The 24,570-nt window shown below is 64.7% G+C and carries 24 protein-coding genes and 1 pseudogene; 15 read left to right on the top strand and 10 right to left on the bottom strand.

What is annotated here, in order from left to right:
• Nucleotides 1-16: 16 nt before the first annotated feature.
• Nucleotides 17-352 (bottom strand): EscU/YscU/HrcU family type III secretion system export apparatus switch protein, encoded by a 336-nt coding sequence (locus tag KSS93_RS21560; protein WP_217885905.1) that lies wholly within the window; start codon nucleotides 350-352, stop codon nucleotides 17-19.
• The gene (fliK, locus tag KSS93_RS21555) at nucleotides 349-1,920 is read right to left on the bottom strand and encodes a flagellar hook-length control protein FliK (RefSeq protein WP_217885904.1); all 1,572 of its coding nucleotides are present in this window, start codon (nucleotides 1,918-1,920) and stop codon (nucleotides 349-351) included. Before fliK ends, KSS93_RS21560 begins: the two co-directional genes overlap by 4 nt.
• 240 nt (nucleotides 1,921-2,160) lie before the next feature.
• On the opposite strand from fliK, the gene ccmA reads away from it, so the two are divergent.
• The 12 genes from ccmA (at nucleotide 2,161) to KSS93_RS21495 (ending at nucleotide 11,864) form a co-directional block, all read left to right on the top strand.
• On the top strand, nucleotides 2,161-2,793 hold the full coding sequence (ccmA, locus tag KSS93_RS21550; protein WP_217885903.1) for a cytochrome c biogenesis heme-transporting ATPase CcmA: 633 nt from the start codon (nucleotides 2,161-2,163) through the stop codon (nucleotides 2,791-2,793).
• Nucleotides 2,790-3,458, top strand: coding sequence for a heme exporter protein CcmB (gene ccmB, locus KSS93_RS21545; protein ID WP_217885902.1), 669 nt, complete (start codon nucleotides 2,790-2,792; stop codon nucleotides 3,456-3,458). The genes ccmA and ccmB overlap by 4 nt, the downstream gene beginning before the upstream one ends.
• 46 nt (nucleotides 3,459-3,504) lie before the next feature.
• Entirely contained in the window at nucleotides 3,505-4,272 is a 768-nt protein-coding gene (locus KSS93_RS21540; protein ID WP_217885901.1) for a heme ABC transporter permease, read from the top strand.
• Nucleotides 4,269-4,445, top strand: coding sequence for a heme exporter protein CcmD (gene ccmD, locus KSS93_RS21535; protein ID WP_217885900.1), 177 nt, complete (start codon nucleotides 4,269-4,271; stop codon nucleotides 4,443-4,445). Before KSS93_RS21540 ends, ccmD begins: the two co-directional genes overlap by 4 nt.
• Complete coding sequence (ccmE, locus tag KSS93_RS21530; protein ID WP_217839622.1) at nucleotides 4,442-4,897, top strand: cytochrome c maturation protein CcmE; 456 nt, start codon at nucleotides 4,442-4,444, stop codon at nucleotides 4,895-4,897. Before ccmD ends, ccmE begins: the two co-directional genes overlap by 4 nt.
• Before the next feature lie 11 nt (nucleotides 4,898-4,908).
• Nucleotides 4,909-6,882, top strand: a complete 1,974-nt coding sequence (locus tag KSS93_RS21525; protein ID WP_217843626.1) for a heme lyase CcmF/NrfE family subunit — start codon at nucleotides 4,909-4,911, stop codon at nucleotides 6,880-6,882.
• The gene (locus tag KSS93_RS21520; protein ID WP_217839621.1) at nucleotides 6,879-7,415 is read left to right on the top strand and encodes a DsbE family thiol:disulfide interchange protein; all 537 of its coding nucleotides are present in this window, start codon (nucleotides 6,879-6,881) and stop codon (nucleotides 7,413-7,415) included. Before KSS93_RS21525 ends, KSS93_RS21520 begins: the two co-directional genes overlap by 4 nt.
• Nucleotides 7,412-7,888, top strand: a complete 477-nt coding sequence (locus KSS93_RS21515; protein ID WP_217885899.1) for a cytochrome c-type biogenesis protein — start codon at nucleotides 7,412-7,414, stop codon at nucleotides 7,886-7,888. Before KSS93_RS21520 ends, KSS93_RS21515 begins: the two co-directional genes overlap by 4 nt.
• Nucleotides 7,881-9,068 carry a c-type cytochrome biogenesis protein CcmI gene (gene ccmI, locus KSS93_RS21510; RefSeq protein ID WP_217885898.1) on the top strand — a complete coding sequence of 396 codons (1,188 nt, stop codon included), beginning with the start codon at nucleotides 7,881-7,883 and terminating at the stop codon, nucleotides 9,066-9,068. Before KSS93_RS21515 ends, ccmI begins: the two co-directional genes overlap by 8 nt.
• A 13-nt stretch (nucleotides 9,069-9,081) precedes the next feature.
• On the top strand, nucleotides 9,082-9,492 hold the full coding sequence (locus KSS93_RS21505) for a hypothetical protein (RefSeq protein ID WP_217885897.1): 411 nt from the start codon (nucleotides 9,082-9,084) through the stop codon (nucleotides 9,490-9,492).
• Between the two features lie 76 nt (nucleotides 9,493-9,568).
• A complete protein-coding gene (locus KSS93_RS21500) occupies nucleotides 9,569-10,507 on the top strand; it encodes a 2-hydroxyacid dehydrogenase (protein WP_217885896.1) in 939 nt (312 codons plus the stop codon).
• Nucleotides 10,508-11,456: 949 nt separating this feature from the next.
• Complete coding sequence (locus KSS93_RS21495) at nucleotides 11,457-11,864, top strand: GFA family protein (RefSeq protein ID WP_217885895.1); 408 nt, start codon at nucleotides 11,457-11,459, stop codon at nucleotides 11,862-11,864.
• Here the strand turns inward: KSS93_RS21495 and KSS93_RS21490 are convergent.
• Nucleotides 11,861-12,754, bottom strand: coding sequence for a LysR substrate-binding domain-containing protein (locus KSS93_RS21490; RefSeq protein WP_217885894.1), 894 nt, complete (start codon nucleotides 12,752-12,754; stop codon nucleotides 11,861-11,863). The two genes, KSS93_RS21495 and KSS93_RS21490, sit on opposite strands and share 4 nt — an antisense overlap.
• Nucleotides 12,755-12,892: 138 nt before the next feature.
• On the opposite strand from KSS93_RS21490, the gene KSS93_RS21485 reads away from it, so the two are divergent.
• Both KSS93_RS21485 and KSS93_RS21480 read left to right on the top strand, forming a co-directional pair.
• Entirely contained in the window at nucleotides 12,893-13,834 is a 942-nt protein-coding gene (locus tag KSS93_RS21485; protein WP_217885893.1) for a DMT family transporter, read from the top strand.
• A 40-nt stretch (nucleotides 13,835-13,874) separates the two neighbouring features.
• A complete protein-coding gene (locus KSS93_RS21480; RefSeq protein WP_217885892.1) occupies nucleotides 13,875-14,213 on the top strand; it encodes an FKBP-type peptidyl-prolyl cis-trans isomerase in 339 nt (112 codons plus the stop codon).
• Between the two features lie 8 nt (nucleotides 14,214-14,221).
• Here the strand turns inward: KSS93_RS21480 and KSS93_RS21475 are convergent, their stop codons facing one another.
• The 4 genes from KSS93_RS21475 to KSS93_RS21460 form a co-directional block, all read right to left on the bottom strand.
• Nucleotides 14,222-15,343, bottom strand: coding sequence for a type VI immunity family protein (locus tag KSS93_RS21475; protein WP_217885891.1), 1,122 nt, complete (start codon nucleotides 15,341-15,343; stop codon nucleotides 14,222-14,224).
• A gap of 98 nt (nucleotides 15,344-15,441) precedes the next feature.
• Nucleotides 15,442-16,695 (bottom strand): VRR-NUC domain-containing protein, encoded by a 1,254-nt coding sequence (locus tag KSS93_RS21470; protein ID WP_217885890.1) that lies wholly within the window; start codon nucleotides 16,693-16,695, stop codon nucleotides 15,442-15,444.
• Nucleotides 16,696-16,698: 3 nt separating this feature from the next.
• Complete coding sequence (locus KSS93_RS21465; RefSeq protein WP_217885889.1) at nucleotides 16,699-18,924, bottom strand: type VI secretion system Vgr family protein; 2,226 nt, start codon at nucleotides 18,922-18,924, stop codon at nucleotides 16,699-16,701.
• A gap of 144 nt (nucleotides 18,925-19,068) precedes the next feature.
• Nucleotides 19,069-19,968 (bottom strand): LysR family transcriptional regulator, encoded by a 900-nt coding sequence (locus KSS93_RS21460; RefSeq protein ID WP_217885888.1) that lies wholly within the window; start codon nucleotides 19,966-19,968, stop codon nucleotides 19,069-19,071.
• Between the two features lie 99 nt (nucleotides 19,969-20,067).
• Here KSS93_RS21460 and KSS93_RS21455 point away from each other — a divergent pair, with 99 nt between their 5' ends.
• Nucleotides 20,068-21,264 carry a D-amino acid dehydrogenase gene (locus KSS93_RS21455; protein ID WP_217885887.1) on the top strand — a complete coding sequence of 399 codons (1,197 nt, stop codon included), beginning with the start codon at nucleotides 20,068-20,070 and terminating at the stop codon, nucleotides 21,262-21,264.
• Nucleotides 21,265-21,352: 88 nt separating this feature from the next.
• Here the strand turns inward: KSS93_RS21455 and KSS93_RS21450 are convergent, their stop codons facing one another.
• The 3 genes and pseudogenes from KSS93_RS21450 to KSS93_RS21440 form a co-directional block, all read right to left on the bottom strand.
• Entirely contained in the window at nucleotides 21,353-22,081 is a 729-nt protein-coding gene (locus tag KSS93_RS21450) for an aspartate/glutamate racemase family protein (RefSeq protein ID WP_217885886.1), read from the bottom strand.
• A gap of 17 nt (nucleotides 22,082-22,098) precedes the next feature.
• Nucleotides 22,099-23,550, bottom strand: a pseudogene (locus tag KSS93_RS21445) (NCS1 family nucleobase:cation symporter-1); the annotation flags it as partial.
• Nucleotides 23,551-24,115: 565 nt separating this feature from the next.
• Complete coding sequence (locus KSS93_RS21440) at nucleotides 24,116-24,553, bottom strand: Lrp/AsnC family transcriptional regulator (protein WP_217885885.1); 438 nt, start codon at nucleotides 24,551-24,553, stop codon at nucleotides 24,116-24,118.
• Nucleotides 24,554-24,570: the final 17 nt, after the last annotated feature.

Here is a 24,570-nt window from a genome sequence, read left to right as displayed (position 1 = left end):
GGGTTACCGCCAGGTTTCATGGTGCATGTGGCAGGCGCGGCAGGTTCGGGGTGACGTCGCGCTCGCCCGGCGGTGTGTCGTCAAAGCCCGCCGGCACCTTGCCACGCAGTTGCCAGGCAAAGGCGATGATTTCGGCGATGGTCAGGTACAGCGCCTCGGGGATCTGCTCGCCCAGCTCCAGGCGTGCCAGCAGGCGCACCAGTTCTGCGTTCTCGTAGATCGGCACTTCGTGTTCGCGGGCAATGGCGAGGATGGCCTCGGCCAGCTCGTCGTCGCCCTTGGCGCTGAGGGTGGGGGCCTGCTGGCCGTCGTAGCTCAGGGCGATGGCCTGGCGCGGTTGCTTGTGCTTCATGCGGTCTCGTCCACCCAGCGTTGTTCCAGGCGCGTGCGCGGCCCTTGTGGCGGGGTGCCGGGGAAGCACTCCAGGTCGCCGACATCCAGGCCGCGGGCCAGCAGGCGCTCGCGCAGGGTGCCCAACTGGCTGTCGATCAGCCGCGCGGTGCGCTCCTGCTCGGCCCACAACTGGCCAGTCAAACGCCCCTGGGCCAGTTGCGCCTGCACCTGCAGCGGCCCCAGCGGGGCCAGGTCGAAGGCCAGTTCAATGCGCCACAGGGCCTGCAGCGGGTCGCGTTGTTCTTGCTCGCGCTCGCGGCCTGCCTTTTGTTCCGGGGTTTCCTCGCGCTGCAGCTTGATCTGCAGGGGGATGAACTCCTGCCCGTGGCGGATCGGCACTTCGGTCTGCCAACTGGTTTGCAGGTTGCCGTTTTCCAGAGTGCCGCTTTGTTGCAGGCTGGACAGCGCATGGCTTTGCAGGCGCGACACGGCGCCGGCGGCCAGGCGCAGCAGCTGTTGCAGGTCGCCTTCGTCCTCCAGCGCCTGCAACAGGCGCGAGGGCAGGGGAAAGGCGCCTGGCTGCGGGCGCGGGCTGACCTGGCCGAGCATGCCCAGGGCGTTGCGGGCAAAGCCCGGCAAGGCCTGGGCCAGGGTGCTGGCGACCAGCGTGGGGCTGGCCGGGGTGCCGGCGGGCGGGGCGGGCAGTTGGGCGACCAGGCGCACCAGTTGCGCCTTGAGGTCGGGCGCCACACTGCCGGCCAGGCCGCCCAGCAGCTTGGCTTCGAGGAAGGCGCCACTGTTGTTCAGGCTTTGCGCGAGGGTTTTCGGGTCGGCCAGCTCGCGCGCCTGGGGCAGGCTGGCCAGCAGCCGTTCGGCGCTGGCGCGCAGCTCGGCGCCGGTGTCGGGCGAGCGGGCAACTTGCTGCAGGGCGTTGAGCAGGCCCGGTAACGAGGCTTGCTGGCTTTGCTGGGTGGCCAGTTGCTGGGCCACGGCCAACTGGTCCTGGCGGCCGCTCAGGGGCACGAAGCGCAGCGACTGGTCGCCCTGCACCACGGCGCTGAGCAGGCTGCCCACCGGCAGGGGGCGGGGGCTGTCGATGGTCAGGGTGGTGCCGGCCTGGCTGCTGCTCAGCAGGGTTACCAGCGAGCGGTAGCTGGCCACCTCGCCCGGGTTTTGCGGTAGCGCCTGGGTGGTCACCACCTTGCCTTGCAGTAAAGTACCCACCGGGGTCTGGCTGGTGTCCAGGCGGGTGAGGGTGGCGAGGTTGTTGGCCTTGCCGGCCTGCACCACCAGCGCCAGTTCGTTGTTCTGGGTTTGCGTGACGCTGACCTGGCTGCCCTGGGGCAGGGGGAAGCTGGCGCTGGTCTGCACCTGGGTCTGCTGGCCGCTATTGGCGCTCAGGCGCATCAGCATCATGTAGGTCTGGCCCACCTGGCGCAGCGACAGCACCTCGGCCTGCGCGGTCTCGCCCTCGGCCACCACCCCAGGCTGAGGTTGCAGCAGGCGCAGCAGGTCGCCGGTCATGTTCGCCTTGACCACCTGCGTGTTTAACGCAGTTTGTGCGCCGAGACTATTGATTTCAGTCATGATTGTATACAACCTGTCGAACCAGCCCTCGTGGCAGCGCGGCGACACATGCAATAATGCCGCGCGCCCGCCTGCCAGTATAACGGCAGGGCCCGGGGCGACTTGAGACACAGGCCGCAGAGCGGTGTTTGCGGCTTCGCGGGTAAACCCGCTCCCACAGGGCCAGCGCAAGGCCTGTTGGAGCGGGTTTACCCGCGAAGCATGCAACACCGGCCCATGGCCAATGCATAAGGCGATACCGTGACCCTTCACCTCCAAGCCGCAGGCCTGGCCTGCGAGCGCGACTGGCGCCTGCTGTTCGAGCACCTGGACTTCGAATTGCGCCCCGGCGACATGCTGCAGATCGCCGGGCCCAACGGCAGCGGCAAGACCAGCTTGCTGCGTTTACTGGCTGGGCTGATGCAGCCGACCGCCGGGCAGATCCTGTTCAACGGCCTGCCATTGGCCGAGCAGCGCCATGCCCTGGCCAGCATTCTGCTGTGGATCGGCCATGCCGCCGGCATCAAGGACCTGCTCACCGCTGAAGAAAACCTCGCCTGGCTGTGCGCCCTGCACCGGCCGGCCACCTCGGGGGCCATCTGGCAGGCGCTGGAGGCGGTTGGGCTGCGCGGCTTCGAGGATGTCCCCTGCCACACCCTGTCGGCCGGCCAGCAGCGCCGCGTGGCATTGGCCCGGCTGTACCTGGACAGCCCGCCGCTGTGGATTCTCGACGAACCTTTCACCGCCCTCGACAAACAGGGCGTCGCGCAACTGGAGGCGCACCTGGCGGCGCATTGCGAGCAGGGCGGCACGGTGGTGCTGACCACCCACCACACACTGGCGCTCACACCGTCCGGCTACCGCGAACTGAACCTGGGGCAATGGGCGGCATGAGCGTATTCCTACTGCTGTTACGCCGCGAAGCGCGCCTGCTGTTCCGTCGCCCGGCAGAGCTTGCCAACCCGCTGGTGTTCTTTGCCATTGTGGTGGCGCTGTTCCCCTTGGCGGTCGGCCCGGAAAGCCAATTGTTGCAAACCTTGTCGCCGGGATTGGTTTGGGTGGCGGCGTTGTTGGCGGTGTTGCTGTCGCTGGACGGGCTGTTTCGCAGCGATTTCGAGGACGGTTCGCTGGAGCAGTGGGTGCTTTCGCCGCACCCACTGGCGCTGCTGGTGCTGGCCAAGGTGCTGGCGCACTGGATATTTTCCGGGCTGGCGCTGGTATTGTTGGCGCCGTTGCTGGCGCTGATGCTGGGGCTGCCGCCCAGCTGCCTGCCGGTGCTGCTAGCCTCATTGTTGCTGGGCACCCCGGTGCTGAGTTTGCTGGGCGCGGTGGGCGCGGCGCTGACGGTCGGGCTCAAGCGTGGCGGCCTGCTGCTGGCACTGTTGATTCTGCCGTTGTATATCCCTGTATTGATCCTGGGCAGTGGTGCGTTGCAGGCCGCGTTGCAGAATATGCCGGCCACCGGCCAACTGCTCTGGCTTGCCAGCCTGGCTGCCTTGACCGTGACACTGGCACCCTTTGCGATCGCCGCCGGGCTGAAAATCAGCGTCGGCGAATAACGAGTGCCGGGCACTGCAGCCCGGCCAACACCCTGGATTTACCCTGATGAAAATAAGCTGGACGTGGTTCCACAAACTGGGCTCGCCGAAATGGTTCTATGCCATCAGCGGCCGCATGCTGCCGTGGCTGGCGGTTTCTGCCCTGCTGTTGCTGGTGGTGGGCATCACCTGGGGCCTGGCCTTCGCCCCGCAGGATTACCAGCAGGGCAACAGCTTCCGCATCATTTATATCCACGTGCCGGCGGCCATGCTGGCGCAGTCGTGCTACGTGCTGCTGGCGGTGGCCGGGGTGGTGGGGCTGGTGTGGAAGATGAAACTGGCCGATGTGGCGCTGCAGTGCGCCGCGCCGATCGGCGCCTGGATGACCGCCGTGGCGCTGGTCACAGGAGCGATCTGGGGCAAGCCCACTTGGGGCAGTTGGTGGGTGTGGGACGCGCGCCTGACCTCGATGCTGATCCTGCTGTTCTTGTACTTCGGCATCATCGCCCTGGGCCAGGCCATCAGCAACCGCGACAGCGCGGCCAAGGCCTGCGCGGTGCTGGCCATCGTCGGGGTGGTGAACATCCCGATCATCAAGTACTCGGTGGAGTGGTGGAACACCCTGCACCAGGGCGCCACCTTCACCCTTACCGAAAAACCCGCGATGCCGGCCGAAATGTGGTTGCCGCTGCTGTGCACGGCGCTGGGCTTTTACTGCTTCTTCGGCGCGGTGCTGCTGCTGCGCATGCGCCTTGAAGTGCTCAAGCGCGAGGCGCGCGCCAGTTGGGTCAGGGATGAAGTGTTGAACAGCCTGGGGCGGGAGGGTGCGCGATGAGCTTTGCATCCTTCAGTGATTTCCTCGCCATGGGCCACCATGGCATGTACGTCTGGTCGGCCTATGGCATCTGCCTGGCGGTGCTGGCGCTGAATGTCGCCACCCCGCTGCTGGCCCGGCGTCGCTATTTGCAAGAAGAGGCGCGACGACTGCGCCGGGAGACCAAACCGTGAATCCGCAGCGCAAGAAACGCCTGTTCATCATCCTCGGCCTGCTGGCCGGTGTCGGCGTGGCCGTGGGCTTTGCCCTGAGCGCCCTGCAACAGAACATCAACCTGTTCTACACCCCCACCCAGATCGCCAACGGCGAAGCGCCGCTGGACACGCGCATTCGCGCCGGCGGCATGGTCGAGAAGGGCTCGGTGCAGCGCTCGGCCGACTCGCTGGATGTGCGCTTCGTGGTCACCGACTACAGTAAATCGGTACCCATCACCTACCGCGGCATCCTCCCCGACCTGTTCCGCGAAGGGCAGGGCATCGTCGCCCTGGGCAAGCTCAACGCCGACGGCGTGGTGGTAGCTGACGAAGTGCTGGCCAAGCACGACGAGAAATACATGCCGCCAGAAGTCACCAAGGCCCTCAAAGAGAGCGGCCAGGCCGCCACCGACACGCAGGCCAAGCCATGAACGCAGCTCTGGTGATACCCGAACTCGGGCAGTTGGCGATGATCCTGGCGATCTGCTTCGCTGCCGTGCAGGCCAGCGTGCCGCTGCTCGGCGCCTGGCGCGGCGACAGCCTGTGGATGGGCCTCGCACGCCCGGCGGCCTGGGGGCAGTTCGCCTTTTTGGCGTTCGCCTTCGCCTGCCTGACCCACGCCTTCATGACCGACAACTTCTCGGTCGCCTATGTGGCCAGCAACTCCAACAGCGCCTTGCCCTGGTACTACAAGTTCAGCGCCGTGTGGGGCGCCCATGAGGGCTCGCTGCTGCTGTGGGCGCTGATTCTGGGGGGCTGGACCTTCGCCGTGTCGGTGTTCTCGCGCCAACTGCCGCAGGTGATGCTGGCCCGGGTGCTGGCGGTGATGGGCATGATCAGCGTGGGCTTCTTGAGCTTTTTGATCATCACCTCCAACCCGTTCTCGCGCCTGCTGCCGCAGGTGCCGGCCAACGGTCGCGACCTCAACCCGCTGCTGCAGGACTTTGGCCTGATCGTCCACCCGCCGATGCTGTACATGGGCTATGTGGGCTTCTCGGTAGCCTTCGCCTTCGCCATCGCTGCGCTGCTGGGCGGCCGCCTGGATGCGGCCTGGGCGCGCTGGTCGCGGCCCTGGACCATCGTTGCCTGGGCGTTTCTCGGCGTGGGCATCACCCTGGGTTCGTGGTGGGCCTACTACGAGCTGGGCTGGGGTGGCTGGTGGTTCTGGGACCCGGTGGAGAACGCCTCGTTCATGCCCTGGCTGGTGGGCACGGCGCTGATTCACTCGCTGGCGGTGACCGAAAAGCGCGGCGTGTTCAAGAGCTGGACCGTGCTGCTGGCCATCGCCGCGTTCTCGCTGAGCCTGCTGGGTACCTTCCTGGTGCGCTCCGGGGTGCTGACTTCGGTGCACGCTTTTGCCGCCGACCCGTCGCGCGGCATTTTCATCCTGATCTTCCTGTTGTTCGTGGTCGGCGGCTCGCTGACCTTGTTCGCCCTGCGCGCGCCAGTGGTCAAGAGCCAGGTCGGCTTTGCCCTGTGGTCACGCGAAACGCTGCTGCTGGCCAACAACCTGGTGCTGGTGGTGGCGGCTTCGATGATTCTGCTGGGTACCCTGTACCCGCTGGTGCTCGACGCCCTGACCGGGGCCAAGCTGTCGGTCGGCCCGCCGTACTTCGACGCGCTGTTCCTGCCGTTGATGGCCTTGCTGATGCTGGTGCTGGGCGTGGGCGTGCTGGTGCGCTGGAAGGACACCCCCGGCAAATGGCTGGCCGGCATGCTCACCCCGGTGCTGGTGGGCAGCGCCGTGCTGGCGCCAGTGGCCGGGCTGATCGTCGACGACTTCGACTGGCCGGCGCTGAGCGTATTCGCCCTGGCCGCCTGGGTGGTGCTCAGCGGTGTGCGCGACATCCTCGACAAGACCCGCCACAAGGGCCTGGGCAAGGGCCTGGCGGGTTTGACCCGCAGCTACTGGGGCATGCAGCTGGCTCACCTGGGCCTGGTGGTGTGCGCCCTGGGCGTGGTGCTGTCGAGCAACAACAGCGCCGAGCGTGACCTGCGCATGGCGCCGGGCGAGAGCGTCGAGCTTGGCGGTTATCACTTCCTGTTCGAAGGCGCCAGGCACTTCGAAGGGCCGAACTTCATCTCCGACAAGGGCACCATCCGCGTATCCCGCGACGGCCGCGAGGTGAGCGTCCTGCACCCGGAGAAGCGCCTGTACACCGTGCAGCAGTCGATGATGACCGAGGCCGGTATCGATGCAGGCTTTACCCGCGACCTGTACGTCGCCCTGGGCGAGCCGCTGGAAAACGGCGCCTGGGCGGTGCGGGTGCATATCAAACCCTATGTGCGCTGGATCTGGCTGGGCGGTCTTTTGACCGGCCTGGGCGGCTTGCTGGCGGCCTTCGACCGGCGCTACCGCGTCAAGGTCAAGACCCGGGTGCGTGAGGCCCTGGGCGTGTCTGGAGCGACTGCATGAAGCGTTGGATCATGGTCGTGCCACTGGCGGTGTTCCTGCTGGTGGCGGTCTTTTTGTACAAAGGGCTGTTCCTCAAGCCCGACGAGCTGCCCTCGGCGATGATCGGCAAGCCGTTCCCGGCGTTTGCGCTGCAGACCGTGCAGGGCGATCGGGCGCTGACCCAGGCCGACCTGCTCGGCCGCCCGGCGCTGGTCAACGTGTGGGGGACCTGGTGCCCGTCGTGCAAGGTCGAGCACCCCTACCTCAACCAGCTGGCGCAGCAGGGCGTGGTAATCCACGGGGTCAACTACAAGGATGACAGCGCCGCCGCGCTGAAGTGGCTGGCCGAGTTCCACAACCCCTACCAGCTCAACATCGCCGACCCGCAGGGCTCGCTGGGCCTGGACCTGGGCGTGTACGGCGCACCGGAAACCTTCCTGGTCGATGCCAAAGGCATCATTCGCTACAAGCACGTTGGCGTGGTCGATGCCACGGTGTGGCGCGAGCAGTTGGCGCCGCTGTACCAAGGGCTGGTCGACGAGGCCCGGCCATGAAGCGCTGGCTGGCAGCTGCCGTGCTGGGCGTGAGCCTGGCCGGCATGGCCCGGGCGGCCATCGACACCTATCAGTTTCGCGACGAAGCCGAGCGTGAGCGCTACCAGCAGTTGACCAAGGAGCTGCGCTGCCCCAAGTGCCAGAACCAGGACATCGCCGACTCCAACGCGCCGATTGCCGCAGACCTGCGCCGCGAGATCTTCCGCATGCTCGGCGAGAACCAGAGCAACCAGCAGATCATCGACTTCATGGTCGACCGCTACGGCGACTTCGTGCGCTACAAGCCGGCCTTGAGCGGGCGTACCTGGCTGCTCTGGTTCGGCCCCGGGATCTTGCTGGCCGGCGGCTTCGTGGTGCTGGCGGTGATCGTCCGGCGCCGCCGTGGCCAGGCTGCGGCCGGCCCAACCGAATTGTCCGCCGAGGAACACGCGCGGCTCGCCAAACTGCTGGAAAAAGAACGCACCCATGACTGAATTCTGGCTTAGCGCCGGCCTGCTGCTGCTCGCCGCCCTGTCTTTTCTGCTGATCCCCATTCTGCGTGGCCGCCGTCGCCAGCAGGCCGAACAGGACCGCACCGCGCTCAACGTGGCGTTGTATGAAGAACGTGTGGCGGAGCTTGCCGCCCAGCAGGCCGCCGGCGTGCTGGATGACGCGCAACTGGCCAATGGGCGCGATGAAGCTGCCCGCGAGCTGCTGGCCGACACCGAGCGCGACGATAGCGTGCGCCAGGGCCAGCTGGGCCGGTTGATCCCGCTGCTGGCGGCGTTGCTGGTGCCCGCCATGGGGTTGGGGCTGTACCTGCATTTTGGCGCTGCCGACAAGGTTGAACTGACCCGTGAATTCGCCAGCGCGCCGCAGTCGATGCAAGAGATGACCACACGCCTGGAGCGCGCCGTGCAGGCCCAGCCGGACTCGGCCGAGGGTCTGTACTTCCTTGGCCGTGCCTATATGGCCGAGCAGCGCCCGGGCGATGCAGCCAAGGCCTTCGAGCGTGCGGTGGCGTTGGCCGGCCGCCAGCCGGAGCTGTTGGGGCAGTGGGCCCAGGCACTGTACTTTGCGGCCGACAAGCGGTGGTCGACGCAGGTCCAGGCGCTCACCGACGAGGCGCTGAAGGCCGACCCGAACGAGGTCACCAGCCTGGGCCTGCGCGGTATCGCCGCGTTCGAGGGCGAGCGCTACCAAGAGGCTATCGACTTCTGGAAGCGCCTGCTGGCGCAACTGCCCGAGGGCGACGCCTCGCGCGCTGCCTTGCAGGGCGGTATCGACCGCGCCGCTGACCGGCTCAAGGCCGGTAGCGGCAAGGTGGCCGAAAGCGCACGCCTGAAGGTGCGAGTGGAGCTGGCTGCAGCGCTGAAAGACAAGGTGCGCCCGGACGACACCGTGTTCATCTTCGCCCGCGCCAGCAACGGCCCGCCGATGCCGCTGGCGGCCAAGCGCGTGACCGTGGCGCAGTTGCCCATCGAGGTGGAGCTGTCGGATGCGGACGCGATGATGCCGCAGATGAAACTGTCGGATTTCGCCGAAGTCCAACTGGTTGCACGTGTCTCCCGTGCCGGCCAGCCGACCCGCGGTGAATGGAAGGCGCAGAGCGCGCCGCTGGCCACCGGCACCCAGGCCACCCAGCACCTGACCATCGACAGCCCCGACTCTTGAGCGAGCAGCCATCATGAACAGCACCGTCCGCCTGACCCTGATCACCCTGGCTTTGGGGCTTTCTGCGTGTACGGTGCACCAGCCGGTGGAGCGCGAGCCGCTGCCGCCAATCGAGAGCACGCCGCAACCCCAGGGGCCGGTGGTCAAGCCGCTGCCCGGCAGCCAGCCAAGCGGCCCGGCGGCCATCCCCAAACCCATGCCGCGCACCTCGGCCAGCTTCGCCCCACCACCAGGTGGCGCCAGCCACTGGGACCCCAAACTTGGGGTGTACGTGTTGGAGAAGCAGCCGAACACCTTCTACCGCCAGCGCACCTATTACCGCTGGAACAGCGGCTGGAGCTGGTCGCTGAGCCCCAACGGCCCGTGGCAGGAAACCGACAGCAGTGGTGTGCCGGGCGGCCTGGGCCGGGCTTTCGCCCAGTAACGAGCGCCTTGTGGCCGAGATGGCATGCCATGGTCGGCCCGCTGCATAATGCCCCTTCCCATTGACCGGAGGTGGCATGAACAAGACAGTCCTGGTGCTGGTGGAAACCGTAGACGATTACCTGCCGTTGCTGGAGCACGCCGGCTACCGGTTGATCCGCGCACCGTCGCCACAGATGCGCGCCGACGCCATCGCCCGGCATGCCGGCGAGATCGACGCCGTGCTTACCCGTGGGCCGCTGGGCCTGACAGCCGCTGAAATCGATGCCTTGCCTGGGTTGCAGATCATCTGCGTGATCGGTGCCGGTTACGAGCAGGTGGACCTGGCGGCGGCGTTTGCCCGCGGCATCACGGTCACCAACGGTGCCGGGGCCAATGCGGGGCCGGTGGCCGACCATGCCATGGCCCTGTTGCTGGCGCTGTTGCGCGATATCCCGCGGGCCGATGCCAGCACCCGGCGTGGTGAGTGGAACCGGGTGATCAGCCCTTCGGTCAGTGGCAAGCGTTTAGGTGTGATTGGCCTTGGTGCGGTGGGGCAGGCCATTGCCCGGCGGGCTTCGCTGGGGTTCGACATGAGTGTCAGCTACCACAGCCGCACGCCCCGGGCTGATGTGCCCTACACCTGGTATGACAGCCCGTTGCACCTGGCCGATGCGGTGGACGTTCTGGTGGTTGCCACGCCTGGCGGGGCCGGGACGAGGCACCTGGTGGATGGGGCTGTTTTGGAGGCCTTGGGGGCCGAGGGGTATCTGGTGAATATTGCCCGGGCGAGTGTGGTGGATACCGCGGCGCTTGTGCAGGCGTTGCAGAGCGGCGGGATTGCCGGGGCGGCGCTGGATGTGTTCGATGATGAGCCCTTGGTGCCTGAGGTGCTGCGGGGGCTTGGCAATACGGTGTTGACGCCGCATGTGGCGGGGCAGTCGCCTGAGGCGGCGCGGGATACGGTGGCTTTGGTTTTGCGGAATTTGCAGGGGTTTTTTGGTGGGGGTGGGGTGGTTACGCCGGTGCTTGGGTAGTTTGAGGTTCTGAGTTTTTGGGTTGTTGGGTTGTTGGGTTGTTTTGAAAGTTGTATGCGCATTCATTATTTGTAGTGACGCTTATTCACCTTTCCGCCCTTACGGCGGCTTACTTTTGTCTTGTCAAAAGTAAGCAAAACCGCTCGCTCCCATCATCCGGCCCCTGCGCTTCGCTCCGGGGTACCCTCACTCCGGGCTTGCTCCGGGGGTACGCGCCGACGGGCCGTCCCTGGCCCGATCGGCGCTCGACCGGCATCCATGCCGGTCGCCCCCCTACGCAATCCCTGCGTTCGGCCTCCTGAAGTCGCGAAGTTAGTGGCGGCGCCTGGGAGTACGCAGCTCGGTCGCTAGTTGCCACCGTGGGAACTCAGGATTTAATCGCGGGCAAGCCCGCTCACGCTTGAATTTGGTACGCACAACTAACGTGGGAGCGGGCTTGACCCGCGATGGCGTCAGAACAAACAACACATCAATAACAATCAAACCCACATCCCAGCTCTTGATCTGGCTCTTGATCTGGCTCTTGATCTTGCTTCTAAGCGCGCGGTAGTTCAGGCAACACAAATCGCGACTTCAGGAGGCCGAGCGTAGGGATTGCGTAGGAGGGCGACCGGCATGGATGCCGGTCGAGCGCCGATCGGGCCAGGGACGGCCCGTCGGCGCGTACCTCCGAGCAAGCCCGAGCGAGGGAACCCCGAAGCGCAGCGTAGGGGGCCGGATGATAGGAGCAGGCGGTTTTGCTTACTTTTGCCAAGACAAAAGTAAGCCGCCGTAAGGGCGGAAAGGTGACGAAAAGCGCTTATCGTCAACGAATGCGCATACATCTCCCAAAGCAATCACCCTAAAGCCCCGAACCCGAACCCGAACCCGAACCCGAACCCGAACCCGAACCCGAACCCGAACCCGAACCTATACTCCACTCCCCACCATCACCAGCAAGGAGCCCCCCATGCCCCAGGAAAAACAAGGCACCTGCCTGTGCGGCGCCACGCACCTGAAGCTGACCCCCGACACCACCCACATCAGCGCCTGCCACTGCAGCATGTGCCGAAAATGGACCGGCGGCCCGCTGCTGGTCGTGCACTGCAGCCAACCCCCAAAAATCGAAGGCCGCCCCCCCAGCGTGTACGACTCCTCCGACTGGGCCCAGCGCGGCTTCTGCGGCCAGTGCGGCACGCACCTGTTCTACCGCCTCAAGCAGAACGACAGCTACGCCATTCCCATCGGCCTGATCGACGGCGACGAAGCCTGGGACTTCAACCTGCAAATCTTCATCGAGCAGAAACCCGCCTGGTATTGCTTCGCCAATAACACCCGCGAGCTGACCGGCGAGCAGGCCTTCGAGGAGTTCAGTTAAGGCTGCCCGAGTAACCAGTCGGCAAACACCTGGGCGGCCGGCGAGGGCAGGGTCTGGCGGTCGTGCACCAGGTAGTCGGCCTGCCCGGTGCGCACCACGAAGTCCGACACCGGGCGAATCAGCCCGGCGGCGATGCGGTCCCGGGCCATGGCCTCCCAACCCAGTCCCACGCCCATGCCCTGCAGCACCGCATCGAACACCAGGCTCACCTGGTTGAAGGTCAAGGCATCGGCCGGCGCCTGGTAGCGCACACCAAAATGAGCGAACCAGTCGTGCCAGTCCAGGCAGTTCCAGGCCGAGGCATCCAGCTGGATCAAGGGTAGCGTTTGCAACTCGGCCAGGCTCTCGCCGCTGCCCAAGGGGTGATGGCTGCTGGCGATCGGGAACACCACCTCGTCGAACAGCTTGCTGGCTTGCAAGGTTCGCCAGCGGCCATGCCCGTAAAGAATGCCGAAATCGTACTCGCCGATCAGGCTCTCGTTGATGTCGTTGCTGGCGTGAATGTTCACCGTCAGCTCCGGGTGCTGCTCGCTGAAGCGCAGCAAGCGCGGGAACAGCCAGTACTGCGCCACCGCATGGGTGCAGATGACGCTGACATGGCGGTCGCCATGGCCGCTTTTGAGGCGCTGCACATTGGCCAGCAACTGGTCGAGCATGGGCTCTACCACCCCCTGGAAGTGCTCGCCGGCAAAGGTCAGGCTGACACCCCGGGCGCGGCGTTCGAACAGCTGCGCGCCCAGGTGATCCTCCAGCAGGCGGATCTGCTTGCTGACCGCGCTTTGGGTGAGGTACAGCTCGCCTGCGGCGCGGGTGAAACTGCCGGTACGGGCCACCGCCTCGAAGGCGATCAGGGTGTCCAGCGGGGGCAGGTGGCGGCTGTAGCGGCTCATGGCAGTGTCCGGGCAGGGCAGGTGGGCTCATCATAGGGCGAGGCATTCCTGCTGGGAATGGCTGCATGCGTATTGATCTTTTGCTTAAGGCCCGGTTGCGGCGCTAGCCTGCGCACATTCCGACAGAGGAGCGCGGACGTGAAACGCGGTGTGATGTATGCCGGCCTGGCCGGTGCGTTATGGGGCATGGTGCTGATGGTTCCGGAGCTGCTGCCGGAGTTCAACCCGATGCTGTTGACCAGTGTGCGCTACCTGATGGTGGGCGTGATCTCGCTGCTGCTGGCGCTGCCCATGGCCCGGCAACTGCGCCGCTTGACACTGGCCGACGCCTGGATGCTGCTGCGCCTGGCAGTGATCGGTAACCTCGCGTACTTCATCTGCCTGGTGGCGGCGATCCAGCGCCTGGGCGTGGCCCCGGCCTCGCTGATCGTCGGTGTGCTGCCGCTGACTATCACCCTGTACGGGCGCAACGACAGCGGCTCGGTGCCCCTGGCCCGGCTGGTGGGGCCGCTGGCGCTGATCCTTGGCGGCATGCTCTGCATCAACCTGGAGACCTTCGCTTTCGCCCCGGGCGACTTGGGCGACAAGCTCATGGGGCTGTTCTACGCCCTGGCGGCTTTGGCCTGCTGGACCTGGTACGCAGTGCAGAACAGCCGCTACCTCAAACAGTGCGGGCATTTCGACAGCCACCAGTGGTCGGTGCTGTGCGGCGTGCTGACTGGCCTTGCCAGCGTGGTGCTAGTGGCGGTGCTGGCCTTGTGGCAACCGCAGCAGTTGCAAGTGGAGGCGCCGGCTTCGCGCTGGTGGCTGTTCTGGCTGGCCAGCCTGGGGTGCGCGGTGCTTGGCTCGTGGCTGGCGATGGCATTGTGGAACGCGGCGTCCAAGCGCTTGCCGTTAACCTTGAGCGGCCAGTTGATCGTGTTCGAGACCCTGTTCGCGCTGCTGTACGCCTTCCTTTGGCGCCAGAGCGGGCCGAGCTTGCTGGAAGCGGCGGCGATCGTGCTGGTAATCGGTGGTGTGCTGTGGTCGATGCACCAGCACGAACCACCCAAGGAACTTGCCAAACCTGTGCATTCCTGACAAAACGGCGGCCATTCGCAACCGCTTAGAGGAGCCTGCCATGAGCAGTGAGCTGCAAGTCATCGATATTCAGGAGGGCGACGGCAAGGCCGTGGTCAAGGGCGCGCTGATCACTACCCAGTACACCGGCTGGCTGGCCGACGGCAGCGAGTTCGACTCGTCCTGGGCGCGGGGCAAGCCGTTCCAGTGCGTGATCGGCACCGGCCGGGTGATCAAGGGCTGGGACCAGGGCCTGATGGGCATGCGCGTGGGCGGCAAGCGCCGGCTGCAGGTGCCGGCGCACTTGGGTTATGGCGAGCGCAGCGTGGGTTCGATCCCGCCGGGCTCGGACCTGACCTTCGAAATCGAACTGCTGGAAGTGCTGACCCGCGACGATTGAAGCATTGCTCAGTCCTCACCCGCCCAGTGCCAGAACGTGGCGCCCCAGCTGGAGCCTTTGAACTCCGGCATGATCTCGCCGGCGGTGAAATGGCGCCGCGAATTGGGGCCTGCAGGGCTGGACCAGAAACCTGTGACCGAACAGGGTTGGCCGGCGGCGAGCTTGGTCGGGATGGCAGGGGTCGAATCGTCGACGTCGAAGCGGGCGTACCAGCGTTCGCTGCTGGTCTCATCGAACATGTTGTTGTACGGCGAGTAGTAGTGCAGCGATTGTGGGTTGGTGATACGCAGCGGCTTGAGGATTCGGTTCACCGCCACATACGCAGCCGGCGGTTTTTCGGGGGTGCCGAGTTCGGGCAAGGCGCCAGCGCGAATGACAAGGCCATTGTCATAGTTGAAGCACTCAACGCCTGCACAGGCGCGCAGCTTGCGCTCCAGGTTGTCTTGCCCGCCGATGCGCTCGACGAATCGCTGGCTGATGACGGTGTACCAATTGACGCCCTTGATGGCCTCGGACAGGTACAGCGACAGACTTTGCGGCTGAGTCGCTACCTCAAGCCCTGGATATTGCTTTGCAAGTTCGTACTCAAGAGGAAGGTAGCGATCGAAATCGTAGGGTAATATGCATGACAACCCCGCACAGCCGTGGTCTGCACCCACCAGATCGGCGAGGTAGAGTAACCAGCCTTGGAATCGCTCCGGGCCATCAGGTTCTTTCAATATCGCCCAAGGCAAGACCATTCTCAAAAATGACCGGAAGCGATCCCCATGTACCTCATAGGTATTGAGGGCCGCCAGGCTGATTTCGTCGACCTCTTCAAGGCGACTTCCACTACCCAGGTACAACTCGAATACCTCATTGGGTCCAGTATTGCGCAATTTCTTCACGGCTCGATCGAATCGTTGCTTCGTATATCCTGTCGATCGACCATGAATCATTTGATTGATTTGACCTCCATGTTCAAACGCAAATCGCTCGAACCCCTCTATCATTCGCGCTTTTATTTCCTGGCTATAGCCTTCCTTGAAAAAAAAGGTCGCTACCAAGCCCAGGGTGGCTGCTTTCTCGCTCTGCTCTAATTGAGACAGGATGCTTGAGGCCTGTTGATCCAGGCTGCTCGAGTTACTCAACGTCTATGTCCTTTCAGTTAAAAACCAAGATAAACGTAGCTATCCCTAACCCCCGTAGAACACCAAGGTTTTGTCTATGAATGTTTGCGGATTCAGGATCAACCCGCTGGCGCGGGAACAAGCGCGGCCCCACCCAAAGTGGGCACTAATACACGCCAGAACGAGGCAGCCAACCTGAGCAGTACCAGCAGGCCCGCCACGATTGAAGCCGGAGCGCAGACGGTGAAAAGCACCCCGGCGACCGACACGATCACTACGGCGGTGAGCACGCGAGTTCCGGCATCCGCCAGTAATTGTGCCCAGTCGACCACCTTCAACATCTCAAGCGTGATATCCGTATACGCCTGGACATCAAGCCAAATCGCTTGCAACTGCTGGTCGGTCCAGCGGATAGCCTCTCCAGAGACGTCACTGATCCATGTCCATGCCTGTTCGGCTTCGATTCTCATCCAGCTACCGGCTTCACTGATCCATTGAAGGGTGTCGCTGAAAAACGCCTTTAGCTCGTCAGAGAGCTCACTGATTTCTCTAGAGGCTTCGTCATAAATTGCACCAACCGTTCGCTCAACACCCACCCACCACTGAACGACTGCTGCCCTTGCAGCTGTCGTTGGTCCATAGGCGGGAACGGAAACTAATGAACCGTCGTCATTGGCCACCAGTGAAGGACTTCTTTCTGAGTTCCGTTCTTGTGCTGGCTGGTGAGCCGTGTGGTAACTCATCTCTCTTGCCTTGGTGTCGTCATCTCTACAGTCAAATATGTTCAGCAATGACAGTCGTCGAGCGCCACCGGCAATGGCCTCATAATCACGGCGCTGTGAAAAATGAAAATCATCCCCTGGAAACTTGACTTCTACCACCCGCTCCAAGTTGTTTTCATGCATGACCCCATCATGGTCAGTCCCTGCCTGCCCTGGCCAGCGCACACCCGGATCTTTCACGATAATCACGTCTGGCCGCCTGAGCAGCCCGCGCGTCAAACCTTTCGGAAAAGGATTCAAGGTATGCCTGCGGTCCGGATCTTTATTGCCGCCACTTGAACTTAAAAAAGGCCTGGGGGGATGGGTCGTCATGTCAAAACTCACCTCCGCCTTGTAATCAAACCGATAGTCATGCCGATACTCGTCCAGGCGGATGAGCCCACTCATCACCAACTGCTTCATCTCTACAGGCATGAGTTGCCCACTCGGGCTCTGGCGCAGGGTCAACCTCGGAAAGCGCACACCGTAATCGGCTTTTTCCACCAGATAGCGCTTGTTCTGTTCAGTCGGCAGCGCTGCTATTTCCACTCGCCCTTCGATGCTGGTGGTCGTGCAACCGTGATTGGTTTCAGTCGCTTGCTTCATTGCCATGACTCACTCCGGGTCTTTCAGATCGAAAAGGATGGCGCCAGCCCCAGGCTCCCCTGCCCTGATCAGGGGGCGGACGGGCTCGGCCCTGCGTTCAGGGGTCAGCAGCTCCAGTGGTTCCGGACTCTGGCTGACGACTTCGGCGGTCCGGCCCTGGCCATCGCTGTAGCCGGCAATACGGCGGCCCTGTGCTTGCTGCAGGACATACGGCACCCGGGGTAGCGGCTTGCCGGTCTGTGCATCGGTCATCTGATAACGGCCCCGATACTGACGCAATTCACTCAGGGGCTCCGGGGCGCGTTGCGGCTGCGCCAAACCCGGCAACCGTGGCAACTCCACCGCAACCCCACGCCCTTTAACCGGCGCCCCCGCGCCGTTGAACGCCACCTGTGCGCCGACCAGGCTCACCCCGCCCGCATCGAGCTTGATGAAGCCGCCACCCGCCGCCAGGGTCAGCTCCAGCCCGGCTTCGATCACCAGCATCTCGCCGGCCTTGATATGGATTTCTTGGCCCGCCTCGATCAGTTGCGCGCAGCCGATTTTCATGTGCTGGTCGTTGCCCACACTGAGGTGGTCGTTGCCCCGCACTTCGGTCTTGCGGTCCCCATGCGTGGTGCGGTGCTCCTCGGCCTGGAACGCACTGAAGCTGTTGCCCAGCACACGGTCGTGGCGCTCATGGCCGACGTGGGTCTTCTGGTCGTTGCCGATGCGTTGCTCCCAGTCGCGCTGGGCATGAATGAAGATCTGCTCCTGGCCGCTGCGGTCCTCCAGGTACAGCTCGTTGCTGCCGCCACCGCCAGGGCTGCTGCGGGTTTTGAACAGGCTGCGGGTCTTGTGTGCTGGCAACGGGTACGGCAGCGGGTGCTCGGCGTGGTACAGGCAGCCGGTGACCAGCGGCTGGTCGGGGTCGCCTTCGAGAAACTCCACCAGCACCTCCATGCCGACCCGCGGGATGGCCAGCGCACCGATGCCCGGGCCGGCCCAGCCGCTGGCCACCCGCAGCCAGCAACTGCTGGTATCAATGCCCTGGCCTTCGCGGTCCCAGTGGAACTGCACCTTGACCCGGCCGTATTCGTCGCAGTGGATTTCCTCGCCCGCCGGGCCAGTGACCACGGCAGTCTGGCAGCCGAGCACCTGGGGCTTTTCGTGCTCGAGCGGGGGCCGGTAGAAGGTGCTCCAGGGCGTGGCCAGGAACTGGTTGGCGTAGCGCGAAGCGCAGCCCTGCGGTATCGACTCCTCCAGTACTTGTGGCTGATGGCCCTCGTGGCGTACTTCGGTCAGCAGCCACAGGTCGTTCCATTCGCGGCGCGGGTGCCCGGCCAGGGTCATGAAGCTACCGCTGGCCAGTCCCGGCTCGTCACTGCAGCCCTGGGCCTGGCAGTAATCGGCGCGTTCGCGCTGCAGCGCGCGCTGGCACAACTGCCGGCCGCAGGCGCGGTCGGTGAAGTGGCCGGGGTAGTGGTAGTGCTCAAGGTCTGGTGTGTCCTGTGCCGAGGCGCCTGGCCCGTGGCTGGCCTCCAGCAGCAGGCGCGGCATCTCGAAGTCGTAGTCGCGCAGGCTGACCCGGGTGGTGCGGGTTTCCAGGCGCAGGCCGAACTGGTGGATCACCGGCGTGTCGGCGAGCAGGCCAGCGTCCTGTACGTATGCAGTCGGCCGGGCGAGCCTGGGGAAGAAGGTCTGGTCGTCGCCGAACGCCAGCAGATGGCCTTGGCGGTGGTGTTCGAAGTGGTAGTGCAGGCCTTCTTCCTCGCACAGGCGCTGGACGAAGTGCAGGTCGGACTCGTCGTACTGCACGCAATACTCGCGCGGTGGGCACGGGGTGCCGAGGGAGAAACGAAAGTGGTCGGGCGTGATGCCGTGCTCCTGCAAGATCGTCGCGATGATCTGCGCCGCGGTGCGCTGCTGGAAGATCCGCTGGTTGTAGCGCAGGCTCAGGTACAGCAGGCGTGGTACCAGGCTGATCCGGTAGCGCTGCAGGCGCTGGCCGGCGTCGCTTTGCGCAGCCTGGTAGACCTGGCCGTGGATGCCTTGGCCGTCATCGCCGAAGGTGAGGAAAGCCTGCTGGTGCAGGAGGCTTTCAAGGTCGATGTCCGGCTGTTCGCTGACCAGCTCCAGCTCGAAGCGGTAAGGCTGGCTGATGGCTTCGCGGCCAGTGAACGACAGCACCTGAAAGTCGCAAGCTAGGTGATCGAAGGCCAGCGTGAAGCGGGCCTTGGCGGTTGAATGCAACATGGCGGCGGTTCCCTGCCTGTGGGTCGGACGGGAACCGTAGCAGCTGGAAAGACGCGATTCTGCGGGGGATTCAGGGGTTGGGAACGCTCCTACGCAACACTAAGAAGACTCCTACTTACGGCCACATTTGGTTACCAACGACCGCTATGAGGCGATCGCGATCATCCCCCGCGCCCTCTGTGCAAAATCCCCCACCAGTTCTTCCAATCCATGCTGCACCGCCTCACTGGCCCGGGTCAGCGCATACACCGTCACCGCAACCCCCGGCTGCAACGGCCTGGACTGCCCGGCCGGCAAGCCATGCGCGGTGAACGGGTCGATCAGTGCCAAACCCGCCCCGGCTTCGGCCATGGCCCGCGCCAGGGCGTAGGTCTGCACCTGCACATCGATGCGCGCGGGCGGCTCGATACCCCGAAGGCACTGGTTGACCCGGCTGGCCAGCGGATCGCTGCTGCTCAGGCCGATCAGCGGTGCATCGGCAAGCTCATCCACCGGTAATGGCCTGCCAGCCTGCTGCGCAGGCCAGTAGCCGAACGGTGCCACCACCCTCAGTTCGCCACTGGCCAGCGGCTCTACCTTGAGCCCTGGATGCTGGGGGTCGTGCAGGGTCAGCGCCAGGTCGATCTCGCGCATCAGCAGGTGCTGCACCAGTTCGCGGCTATGCAGGCTGGCCAGCTCGCAGCGGGTGGCGGGATGGCGTTGCTGCCAGGCGGCTATAACCTGCGGCAGCAGTGCCTGGGCCAACGCCGGCGTGGCGCCGATACGCAGCGCCAGCGCCGGTTGCCGACGCAGGCTCACGGCCAGCCGGCGCACGGCGTCCAGGCCGTCGCTGACCTTGTCCATCTCGTGTTCCAGCAGCAAGGCCTCGGGGGTCACCTGCAGCTTGCCGCGCACCCGGCGGAACAAGGCAAAGCCCAGTTGCTGTTCAGCGTGCTGCAACACCTTGGACACCGCCGGCTGGCTGACATGCAGCAATTGCGCGGCAGCGCTGACGGACCCGGCCTGGCGGATAGCCTGGAAAACTTCGATATGTCGCAGGCGCATGGCGCACTCCATAACCTTTGCTCATACCCTGGGCATGTTCCGGCATTATCCGCTGGCTGTCATCGGCCGTAGCCTGAGCGCAACAGACGGGGGGCGATGATGAGCAAGCGAGTGACGGTGATCGGTGGTGGCGTGATCGGCTTGGCCACGGCTTACGCCCTGGTGCGCGAAGGCCGGGAGGTGACTTTGGTCGAGGGCCGCGACAGCCTGGGCAGTGGTACCAGCTTCGCCAACGGCGGGCAGCTGTCGTACCGCTATGTGTCGCCGCTGGCCGATGTCGGGGTGCCGTGGCAGGCATTGGGCTGGTTGCTGCAAGGTGACTCACCCTTGCGCCTGCGGCTGCGCATGGACCCGGCCCAGTGGCGCTGGCTGGCGGGCTTTCTGGGCGCTTGCCGGCGCTCTGTGAACCGGCGCAACGGCGCCCGTCTGCTGGAGTTGGCCCTGCACAGCCAGGCCACCTTGGCGCGCTGGCGCGGGGAGGATGCACTGGCGGGTTTTGCCTGGCGGCGCAACGGCAAGCTGGTGGCGTTTCGCAGCGAAACGGCGTTCGCCAAGGCGCGGGCGGGCCTGATCGATGCAGGCGCGCAGCAGGTGCTCGATGGCAATGCAGTGCGTCAACTTGAACCCGCGTTGGCCGATGCACCGTTCATTGGCGGTATCCATACCCCGGATGATGAGGTTGCCGACTGTCATCGGTTTTGCCTGGCTTTGGCAGCGCGCTTGCAGGCCTCCGGCCGATGCGGGTTTATCCTTGGGCAGCCAGTGAAGCGCCTGCTGCATGAGCAGGGGCGGGTGGTGGCATTGCAGCTTGGCGATGAGCGGCTGGCGGTGCAGCAGGTGGTGCTGTGCGCCGGCCATCGCAGTGCTGCGCTGGGGTTGCCTGGGGTGCGCCTGCCGTTGTACCCGTTGAAGGGCTACAGCCTGACGGCACCGATTCTTGCCGGGCAGCGGGCGCCGCAGTTGAGCGTGACCGACTACGAACGCAAGGTGGTCTATGCCCGCCTGCACGACCAGCTGCGGGTAGCGGCGATGGTGGATATCGTCGGCTTCGACGAAGGGCTTGAGCGGCAACGGCTGGCAACTTTGGAGCGGTTGGCCAGGGCGACCTTGCCGGATGCAGCGCAGTATGACGCGGCGCAGGCCTGGGCGGGGATGCGCCCGGCGACACCCAGCGGGGTGCCGCTGATCGGGGATACGGCCTATCGCAACCTGTGGTTGAACATCGGGCATGGGGCGCTGGGGTTCACCCTGGCCTGTGGCAGTGCCGAGCGCCTGGCCGGGGTGATCCCCCTGTAGGAGCTGGCCGGCGATGAGGTCGGACCTGTGCGTCATGGCTGCCGGCCTCATCGCTGGCAAGCCAGCTCCTACAGGGGGGGCGGACTGATCAACGCCCGAAGCGCATCGGCCAGCCGATCACCTTCTTCGCCCGCGGCGTGGCATAGGTGCGTACCTTCGAGGTGCTCAGGCCCAAGCGCACCAGCGACTCGGCCATGGTTACCGCCGCACTCACACCGTCCACCACCGGCACCCCGGTGCGCTGGCGGATCTGTTCGTCGAGCCCGGCCATGCCGCCGCAACCCAGGCAGATCACCTCTGCCTTGTCGTCGCGCACGGCGCGTTCGGCCTGCTCGACGATGGCCTCGACCGCGCGCTGCGGGTCGGCTTCCAGTTCCAGCACCGCCAGGCCGCTGGCGCGGACCGAGGCGCAGCGCTCATACAGGCCTGAGAGCTTCAGGCGGTCTTCGATCAGCGGCACGGTGCGGTCCAGGGTGGTCACCACCGAGTAGGCGTGGCCCAGGTACATGGCGGTGCTGGCGGCGGCATCGGTGATGTCCACCACCGGCACGCTCAGCAGCTCCTGCAGGCCCTCGCGGCCATGCTCGCCGTAACCGGCCTGAATCACCGCGTCATAGGGCTGGTCGTAGGCCAGCACGCGGTCCATCACGGCAATGGCGGCCAGGTAGCTCTCGAAGTTGCCCTCCACTGATTCTGCGCCGAACCAGGGGGTCAGGCCGACGATCTCGGTGCCGGGCGCCGCAACGCTGCGGGCCTGTTCGGCGATGGCCTCGGTGATGGCTTCGGTGGTGTTTACGTTGGCGATCAGAATACGCATGCAAAAGCTCCCGCAATTCAGTGGCTGCTGTGGTCGACGGCGATGCATTCACCGCTCACGTCGTGGTATTGGCGATGGCGCGGCGCGACCAGCAGGTACACGGCGGCGGCGATGCCGGCACCGATCAGCCAGGAGAACGGCGCGACGCTGTGGAAGTTCGGCACCAGGGCCAGGACGATGGCCAGCAGGGCGGCCGGCAGGAACGCGGCCACGGCGCGCAGGTTGATGCCGCGGCTGTAGTGGTAGGCGCCGGCGGGGTTTTCGCTGTACAGCTCTGGCACGTTGATGCAGCCCTTACGCAGCAGCCAGTAGTCGGCCATGATCACGCCGTACAGCGGGCCGAGCAGGGCGCCAAGGCCTGAGAGGAAGTACACGATCACCAGCGGGCTGTTGTAGAGGTTCCACGGCAGGATCACCACCGCCAGCGTGGCGCTGATCAAGCCGGCGCGACGGAAGTTCAGGTGGCGCGGCGCCAGGTTGCTGAGCACGAAGGCCGGGGCGACGAAGTTGGCCATGATGTTGACCGCCACGGTGACGATCAGGAAGGCCATGCAGCCCAGTACCAGAAAGGCGGTGTCGGGGATGCTGGCGACGATTTGCGTCGGGCTGTCGATGACCTGGCCGTTGATCTGGAACTGCGCGCCGCACAGCACCACGGTAATGGCGGCGAACACCAGGATGTTCACCGGCAGGCCCCAGAAGTTGCCCACGCGGATGGTCTTGCGGCACGGTGCGCTGCGGGCGAAGTCGCAGAAGTTCAGCACCAGGGTGCCGTAGATCGCCAGCCACAGTGCGCCGCCGGCAAAGATGTTGCGCCACATCTCATAGCCGGTCAGCGGTTCTGCCACCGACCAGGCGATGCGCGCGTCGGCCTTGAAGTACATGAACACCGCCAGGCTGGCCACGGTCAGCAGGATCACAGGGCCCGCGAAGGCCTCGTAGCGGCGCACCATCTCCATGCCGTAGGCGAGAATCACCAGTTGCACCAGCCAGATCGCCACGAAGCACACCCAGCCCAGGCTCGACAGGCCAAGGATGCTGTCGTGGTCGTACACGGCCACCTGTGGCCATACGGCCGTCAGCAGTACCCGTAATACCACCGATGCCAGGTAGGTCTGGATGCCGAACCAGGCGATGGCGATTACCGCGCGGATCAGCGCCGGGATTTGCGCGCCGTGGATGCCGAAGGCGATGCGGCTGATCACCGGGAACGGCACGCCGGTCTTCTGCCCCATGTAGCCGGACAGGTTCATGAAGAAGTACACCAGCGCCGCGCCGATCGCCAGCGACAGCAAAATCTGCCAGCCGCCCAGGCCCAGGGCGAACAGGCCCATGGCGAAGGAGTAGTTGGCGATGTTGTGCACATCGTTGGTCCACAACGCAAAGATGCTGTAGCCGCCCCAGCGGCGGCCTTCGGCCTTGGTCGGGGCGAGGTCGCGGTTGTGCAGGCGCGGGCTCAGTTCGAGGTTGGCCGGCTGGCCTTCGAGGGTGGTAGGGCTGGTGCTGGCAACGGAAAGTTCAGGGGCAAGGTCGAGGCTGCTAGGCATTCCGGCGGCTCCTGATGCGTGTGACTGCGATGAGCGGGCGCTGGCGCACGGGCTCGCCATCTCGTCGGTGCAGGCGTTGGCATCACAGGGTTCTGGGCGCAACGGTCGCCTGTAGGGCGACGCTGCGAGTTCTTGTGTATTTATGTTTTGTTTAAGTTGTATACAAAACACGAACACATAAAAGCCAGTTCCGTGCCAGGGTGAATCCAGTTTTTAGTTGGCCATTATTTTGAATCTAAATTTTTGAAATATAAGTTAATGAAATAAATGGAATATAAATTGACCAAATGAACAGGTTTAATTTTTGAAGTGTGTTCTTAGTTGATCAATTGGTCAGAATTAGTTACGGGAAGTGTGTAACCTATTGGTGCGTTACCTGTAGGAAGTGCACACAAAAATGGCACTTAAGGTGACATTAGTGTGTACAAAAATCACCTGTAGGAGCGGCCTTGTGCCGCTCCTACAGGGATCGCATCTGCCTCATGTGTTACGCCATCGGCGGCAGGCGCCGCTTCACCGGGGTTTTCTTGATGATCGCGGTATTGGTCTCGGCCAGCACATTCAGGCGGTCGAGCAGGGTGTCCAGTTGCTCCATCGAGCGCACGTGCAGGCGGGCGATGAAGCAGTCTTCGCCGGTGACCTTGTCGCACTCGGTGAACTCGGGGATGGCGATGATCTGCCGCTCCACCTCCTGCAACTGCCCGGGCAACGGGCGAATGCGCACGATGGCCTGCAGCTGGTAGCCGAAGCAGCGCGGGTCTACCTCTACCGTGTAGCCGCGCAGCACGCCGCGTTCCTCAAGCCGGCGCAGGCGCTCGCTGACACTGGGCGCCGACAGCCCGCTGACCTGGGCCAGGGCCTTGAGCGAACGGCGCGAATCTTCCATCAGGGCGTTGATCAGCAGTTGGTCGATATCATCGGTCATGGCTACCTCGTCAGGCG

The sequence above is a fragment of the Pseudomonas xanthosomatis genome, assembly GCF_019139835.1.
GTDB lineage: Bacteria > Pseudomonadota > Gammaproteobacteria > Pseudomonadales > Pseudomonadaceae > Aquipseudomonas > Aquipseudomonas fakonensis.
The sequence above is the reverse complement of the archived record's forward strand: the minus strand, read 5'-3'. Positions and strand labels throughout refer to the sequence as shown.

What these genes read in the sequence shown, in the direction of transcription:
- ccmB (WP_217885902.1), top strand. Translation starts at nt 2,790, where the DNA reads ATGAGCGTATTCCTACTGCTGTTACGCCGCGAAGCGCGCCTGCTGTTC.
- KSS93_RS21500 (WP_217885896.1), top strand. Translation starts at nt 9,569, where the DNA reads ATGAACAAGACAGTCCTGGTGCTGGTGGAAACCGTAGACGATTACCTG.
- KSS93_RS21490 (WP_217885894.1), bottom strand. Translation starts at nt 12,754, where the DNA reads ATGAGCCGCTACAGCCGCCACCTGCCCCCGCTGGACACCCTGATCGCC.
- ccmD (WP_217885900.1), top strand. Translation starts at nt 4,269, where the DNA reads ATGAGCTTTGCATCCTTCAGTGATTTCCTCGCCATGGGCCACCATGGC.
- fliK (WP_217885904.1), bottom strand. Translation starts at nt 1,920, where the DNA reads ATGACTGAAATCAATAGTCTCGGCGCACAAACTGCGTTAAACACGCAG.
- KSS93_RS21455 (WP_217885887.1), top strand. Translation starts at nt 20,068, where the DNA reads ATGAGCAAGCGAGTGACGGTGATCGGTGGTGGCGTGATCGGCTTGGCC.
- ccmI (WP_217885898.1), top strand. Translation starts at nt 7,881, where the DNA reads ATGACTGAATTCTGGCTTAGCGCCGGCCTGCTGCTGCTCGCCGCCCTG.
- KSS93_RS21560 (WP_217885905.1), bottom strand. Translation starts at nt 352, where the DNA reads ATGAAGCACAAGCAACCGCGCCAGGCCATCGCCCTGAGCTACGACGGC.
- KSS93_RS21460 (WP_217885888.1), bottom strand. Translation starts at nt 19,968, where the DNA reads ATGCGCCTGCGACATATCGAAGTTTTCCAGGCTATCCGCCAGGCCGGG.
- KSS93_RS21470 (WP_217885890.1), bottom strand. Translation starts at nt 16,695, where the DNA reads ATGGCAATGAAGCAAGCGACTGAAACCAATCACGGTTGCACGACCACC.
- KSS93_RS21450 (WP_217885886.1), bottom strand. Translation starts at nt 22,081, where the DNA reads ATGCGTATTCTGATCGCCAACGTAAACACCACCGAAGCCATCACCGAG.
- KSS93_RS21515 (WP_217885899.1), top strand. Translation starts at nt 7,412, where the DNA reads ATGAAGCGCTGGCTGGCAGCTGCCGTGCTGGGCGTGAGCCTGGCCGGC.
- KSS93_RS21480 (WP_217885892.1), top strand. Translation starts at nt 13,875, where the DNA reads ATGAGCAGTGAGCTGCAAGTCATCGATATTCAGGAGGGCGACGGCAAG.
- KSS93_RS21465 (WP_217885889.1), bottom strand. Translation starts at nt 18,924, where the DNA reads ATGTTGCATTCAACCGCCAAGGCCCGCTTCACGCTGGCCTTCGATCAC.
- KSS93_RS21440 (WP_217885885.1), bottom strand. Translation starts at nt 24,553, where the DNA reads ATGACCGATGATATCGACCAACTGCTGATCAACGCCCTGATGGAAGAT.
- KSS93_RS21505 (WP_217885897.1), top strand. Translation starts at nt 9,082, where the DNA reads ATGAACAGCACCGTCCGCCTGACCCTGATCACCCTGGCTTTGGGGCTT.
- KSS93_RS21520 (WP_217839621.1), top strand. Translation starts at nt 6,879, where the DNA reads ATGAAGCGTTGGATCATGGTCGTGCCACTGGCGGTGTTCCTGCTGGTG.
- KSS93_RS21540 (WP_217885901.1), top strand. Translation starts at nt 3,505, where the DNA reads ATGAAAATAAGCTGGACGTGGTTCCACAAACTGGGCTCGCCGAAATGG.
- KSS93_RS21495 (WP_217885895.1), top strand. Translation starts at nt 11,457, where the DNA reads ATGCCCCAGGAAAAACAAGGCACCTGCCTGTGCGGCGCCACGCACCTG.